The 4,709-nt window shown below is 75.7% G+C and carries 2 protein-coding genes and 1 pseudogene; 2 read left to right on the forward strand and 1 reads right to left on the reverse strand.

The features are described from left to right. Positions 1 to 818: pseudogene (locus ABZ885_RS35650) on the forward strand (hypothetical protein); the annotation flags it as partial. 131 nt (positions 819 to 949) lie between these two features. Here ABZ885_RS35650 and ABZ885_RS35655 read toward each other — a convergent pair. Continuing rightward, positions 950 to 1,756 carry an RNA methyltransferase gene (locus ABZ885_RS35655; RefSeq protein WP_360198298.1) on the reverse strand — a complete coding sequence of 269 codons (807 nt, stop codon included), beginning with the start codon at positions 1,754 to 1,756 and terminating at the stop codon, positions 950 to 952. Positions 1,757 to 1,855: 99 nt separating this feature from the next. On the opposite strand from ABZ885_RS35655, the gene ABZ885_RS35660 reads away from it, so the two are divergent. Continuing rightward, positions 1,856 to 4,624: a SpoIIE family protein phosphatase gene (locus ABZ885_RS35660; RefSeq protein ID WP_360198301.1), complete on the forward strand. Its 2,769-nt coding sequence runs from the start codon at positions 1,856 to 1,858 to the stop codon at positions 4,622 to 4,624. Positions 4,625 to 4,709: the final 85 nt, after the last annotated feature.

Consider the following 4,709-nt stretch of genomic DNA (forward strand, 5'->3'; position numbering starts at 1 on the left):
GGGGCCGGGACCGGCAGCACACGCCCGTCCCCGGCGGCCGTCCCGGCACCGCACGGCAGCGGCTGCTGCGGCAGCGGCTCATCGTCTTCGTCACCGTGACGCTCGGCGTGGCGCTGGCGATCGCGGCGGCGCAGGGGTGCGAGAACCGCGGCGACCAGGGGCGCGGTCCCGTCGGCAACGGGACGGCGGTCACCGCCGCGTCCGTGCCCGCCGACCAGCCGGGCACCGGCGGCGGGCAGTCGGTGGACGGGGTGGCTCCGTCGGCCGCGCCGCAGTCGCCGACGCCGCTGGCAGCGGCGGCCCGCGGTGGCGGCCCGGCCGGTGACGGGGCGCTGGCGCCCGCGCCGGGGCCCGGGCCCACGGCGGACTGGCCGAACCGCAGCTACCCCGACCCCGCGGGCGGCCCGGCCATCACGCTGCGGGACGGCCGTGCGGCGGGGCCCGGCCCGCAGGTCGCGCTGAGCGCCGTCCTGCCCGCCCGCTACAAGGGCGCGCCGGCGGCGCTGGTGGTGCTGCGGCGGGCCGAGGGCTCGGTACCGGCCGACCTCGTCCAGCTCTTCGCCTTCAACGGCGACGCACCGGTGCCGCTGACCTCGCGCTCCTCGGCCGCGGATCCGCTGGCGACGGCGACCTGGCGGCTGGACAACGGCGCGCTGCTCCGGGAGGAGCGCAGTGCCCAGAGCGGGGCCACCACGTCCACCCGCTACACGGTCCGGTCCGACGGCACCCTTGAGGAGTCCTGGCCCGGCGCCCCCACCCTCACGGTCACCCCGCCCCCCGCCGCAGCCCCCGCCCCACTCACCGCCCCCACCAGCTGACCCGGGGCCCCACCCGGCGCACAGGGTCGGGGAGACGCAGGCCGGAGCGCGGCAGACCCCGCAAGCCCCACCCCCGCACGAGAAGTCGGCCGGGCCGACTTCCTGTGCGTTGTCCGCCGGGGCAGGCGGCGTCAGGGGGCGGTGACGGCGTAGAAGGCCACGGCTGCGGCGGCGCCGACGTTGAGGGAGTCGATGCCGTGGGCCATCGGGATGCGGACGGCGTGGTCGGCGGCGGCGATGGCGTGGCGGGTGAGGCCGTCGCCCTCGGCGCCGAGCATCAGGGCCGCCTTGGGGAGGCGGTTGGGGGCGAGGGTGCCGAGGTCGACGGCGTTCTCCGCCGGGGTCAGGGCGAGCAGGCTGAAGCCGGCGGCGCGGACCGTGTCGAGGGCGGCCGGCCAGGGGTCGAGCCGGGCGTACGGGACGGCGAAGACGGCCCCCATCGAGACCTTGACCGCACGCCGGTAGAGCGGATCGGCGCAGTCGGGCGAGAGCAGGACCGCGTCCATGCCGAGGGCGGCGGCGCTGCGGAAGATCGCGCCCAGGTTGGTGTGGTCGACCAGGCCCTCCAGCACGGCCACCCGGCGGGCGCCGGCCAGGACGGTGGCGGCCTCCGGAAGGGGCTTGCGCTCCATCGAGGCGAGCGCTCCGCGGTGGACGTGGTACCCGGTGACGGCCTCGGCGAGGGCGGGTTCGACGACGTGGACGGGTGCCTCGGCCTCGGCGATCACGTCCGCCATCACGTCGAGCCACTTGGGTGTCAGCAGCATCGACCGCATCCGGTAGCCGGCGGCGAGGGCGCGGCGGATGACCTTCTCCCCCTCGGCGATGAACAGGCCCTCGGCGGGTTCGCGGCGGCGGCGCAGTTCGACGTCGGTCAGGCCGGTGTAGTCGGCGAGGCGCGGGTCGGCGGGGTCGGTGATGGTGCGGGGTTCGGACACCCTGCGATCTTGCCAAGCCGGGGTGGGGAAGGCCAAACGGCGGAGCGGTCGGGTGTGGCTGGCCTTGGCCCGTCGGCACGCAGAGTGCAAATATGACGTATGGCCCGTTTTTCGGGCCGATCATGGGCTCCGTCGGCTTCTGGTGCTTCTGGCTCCGCCACCGCCTCCCGTGCCACAGGCACCGCCGACTCCTCCGGTGGGCGCCCACACGGTCGGCACCAGCAGCCACGAACAGCTCGGACGAAGCCGGTGAAGCGCCGGTCGGTCGCCGGGCAGGTCTTCGCGCTCCAGGTCGTGGTGGTGCTGCTGCTGGTGGCGGCCGCCGTGATCGCGCTGGTGGTGCAGTCTCGCAACGACGCCCGGCAGGAGGCGACCAACCGGTCGGTGGCGGTCGCGCAGACCTTCGCCAACTCGCCCGGCATCGTGGAGGCGCTGCGCTCCCCCGACCCGACCGCGATCCTCCAGCCCCACGCCCAGGCGGCACGGATCAACGCGGGCGTGGACTTCATCGTCGTGCTCAGTACCGACGGCATCCGCTACACCCACCCCAACCCGGCCCGGATCGGCCAGAAGTTCGTCGGCAACTACGAGCCCGCCGTGCAGGGCCAGGTGGTGACCGAGGAGGTCAACGGCACGATCGGGCCGCTGGTCCAGGCGATCGTGCCGGTGCGCGCGCCGGACGGCCAGGTGGTCGGGGAGGTGTCGTCGGGCATCACGATCGCCAACGTGAGCAGCGCCAGCGAGCGGCAGCTGCCGGTCGTACTGGGTGCGGCGGCGGTCGCGCTGGGGCTGGCGACCTGTGGCACGGCGCTGATCAGCCGGCGGCTGCGGCGGCAGACGCACGGGCTCGGTCCGGTCGAGATGACGCGGATGTACGAGCACCACGCGGCGGTGCTGCACGCGGTGCGCGAGGGCGTGCTGATCGTCGCGGGCGACGGGCAGCTGCTGCTCTGCAACGACGAGGCGCGCCGGCTGCTGGACCTGCCGGCCGATGCCGAGGGCCGTCAGGTGACGGACCTGGGCCTGGAACGGGCGCCCGCGGAGCTGCTGACCGCCAACCGGCCGGTCACCGACGAGGTGGTGCTGGCCGGTGAACGGCTGCTGGCGGTGAACGTCCGGCTGACGGACCGGGACGGCGGCCCGCCCGGCTGCGTCGCCACGCTGCGTGACTCCACCGAGCTGCTGGCGCTCTCCGGCCGGGCCGAGGTGGCGCAGCGGCGGCTGCGGCTGCTGTACGACGCGGGCGTGACGGTGGGCAGCACGCTGGACGTGGAGCGGACGGCCGAGGAGCTGGCGCAGGTGACGGTGCCGCGGTTCGCCGACTTCGTCACGGTGGACCTCGCGGAGCAGGTGCTGGAGGGCGAGGAGCCGCCGCCCGGGCTGGCGATCGTGCGGATGCGCCGGGCGGCGTTCAAGGGCGTCCGGGACGGCTCGCCGTTCTACCCGGTGGGCACGGTGCTGGAGGTCGTGCCGTCGACGCCGCTGGCCGGGGCGCTGGACACCGGGCAGCCGGCGCTGGAGCCGCGGCTGGCCGAGACGCACGCGTGGCGGGAGCAGGACCCGGACGGCGCGGCCCACGCGCTGGAGTACGGGGTGCACTCGCTGGTGCGGGTGCCGCTGCGGGCGCGCGGGGTGCTGCTGGGGGTGGCCCGGTTCTGGCGGGCGGACCGGGCCGAGCCGTTCGAGGAGGACGATCTGGCGCTGGCCGAGGAGCTGGTGTCGCACGCCGCGGTGTGCATCGACAACGCGCGCCGGTACACCCGGGAGCACGCGATGGCGGTGACGCTGCAGCACAGCCTGCTGCCGCGCACCCTGCCGGAGCAGAACGCGCTGGAGGTGGCGCACCGGTACCTGCCGGCGCAGGCGGGGGTGGGCGGGGACTGGTTCGACGTGATCCCGCTGCCGGGCGCCCGGGTGGCGCTGGTGGTCGGCGACGTGGTGGGCCACGGCCTGCACGCGGCGGCGACGATGGGGCGGCTGCGGACGGCGATCCACAACTTCTCGACGCTGGACCTGCCGCCGGACGAACTGCTGGGGCACCTGGACGACCTGGTGAACCGGATAGACCAGGAGGAGTCGGCGCTGGGCGGTGCGGCCGCGGTGACCGGGGCGACCTGCCTGTACGCGATCTACGACCCGGTGTCGCGGCGCTGCACGCTGGCGAGTGCGGGGCACCCGCCGCCGGCGCTGGTCGGCCCGGACGGACGGGTGGTGTTCCCGGAGCTGCCGACCGGGCCGCCGCTGGGGCTGGCGGTGCTGCCGTTCGAGACGACGGAGCTGGAGGTGGCGGAGGGCAGCCGGCTGGTGCTGTACACGGACGGGCTGGTGGAGGACCGTGAGCGGGACATCGACGTGGGCCTGGAGCTGCTGCGGGCGGCGCTGGCCGGACCGCCGCGGACGCCGGAGCAGACCTGCGCGGACGTGCTGGGCGCGATGCTGCCGGCGCACCCGCAGGACGACATCGCGCTGCTGGTGGCGCGGACCCGGGTGCTGGCGCCGGACCAGGTGGCGGAGTGGGACGTGCCGTCCGACCCGGCGGCGGTGGGCGCGGTGCGGGGGGCGGTGGCCGAGCGGTTGGCGCAGTGGGGGCTGGAGGAGGCGGCGTTCGTCACCGAGCTGATCCTGAGCGAGCTGGTGACCAACGCGATCCGGTACGGGTCGGGGCCGATCCGGGTGCGGCTGCTCCGGGACCGGGCGCTGATCTGCGAGGTGTCGGACGCGAGCAGTACGTCGCCGCACCTGAAGTACGCGGCGACCACGGACGAGGGCGGGCGCGGGCTGTTCCTGGTCGCGCAGTTCGCGGACCGCTGGGGGACGCGGTACACGGCCACCGGGAAGGTGATCTGGACCGAGCAGCCGCTGGAGTAGGAAGTCGGCCGGGTTCGGCCACCGCCCCGGCCACGGCTTCGGCGTCGGTGCGGGCGAGCGCCTCCGGCGGGACGCTCGCCGTGCA

It is taken from the genome of Kitasatospora sp. NPDC047058 (assembly GCF_040643935.1).
In the GTDB taxonomy this organism is placed as follows: Bacteria; Actinomycetota; Actinomycetes; order Streptomycetales; family Streptomycetaceae; genus Kitasatospora.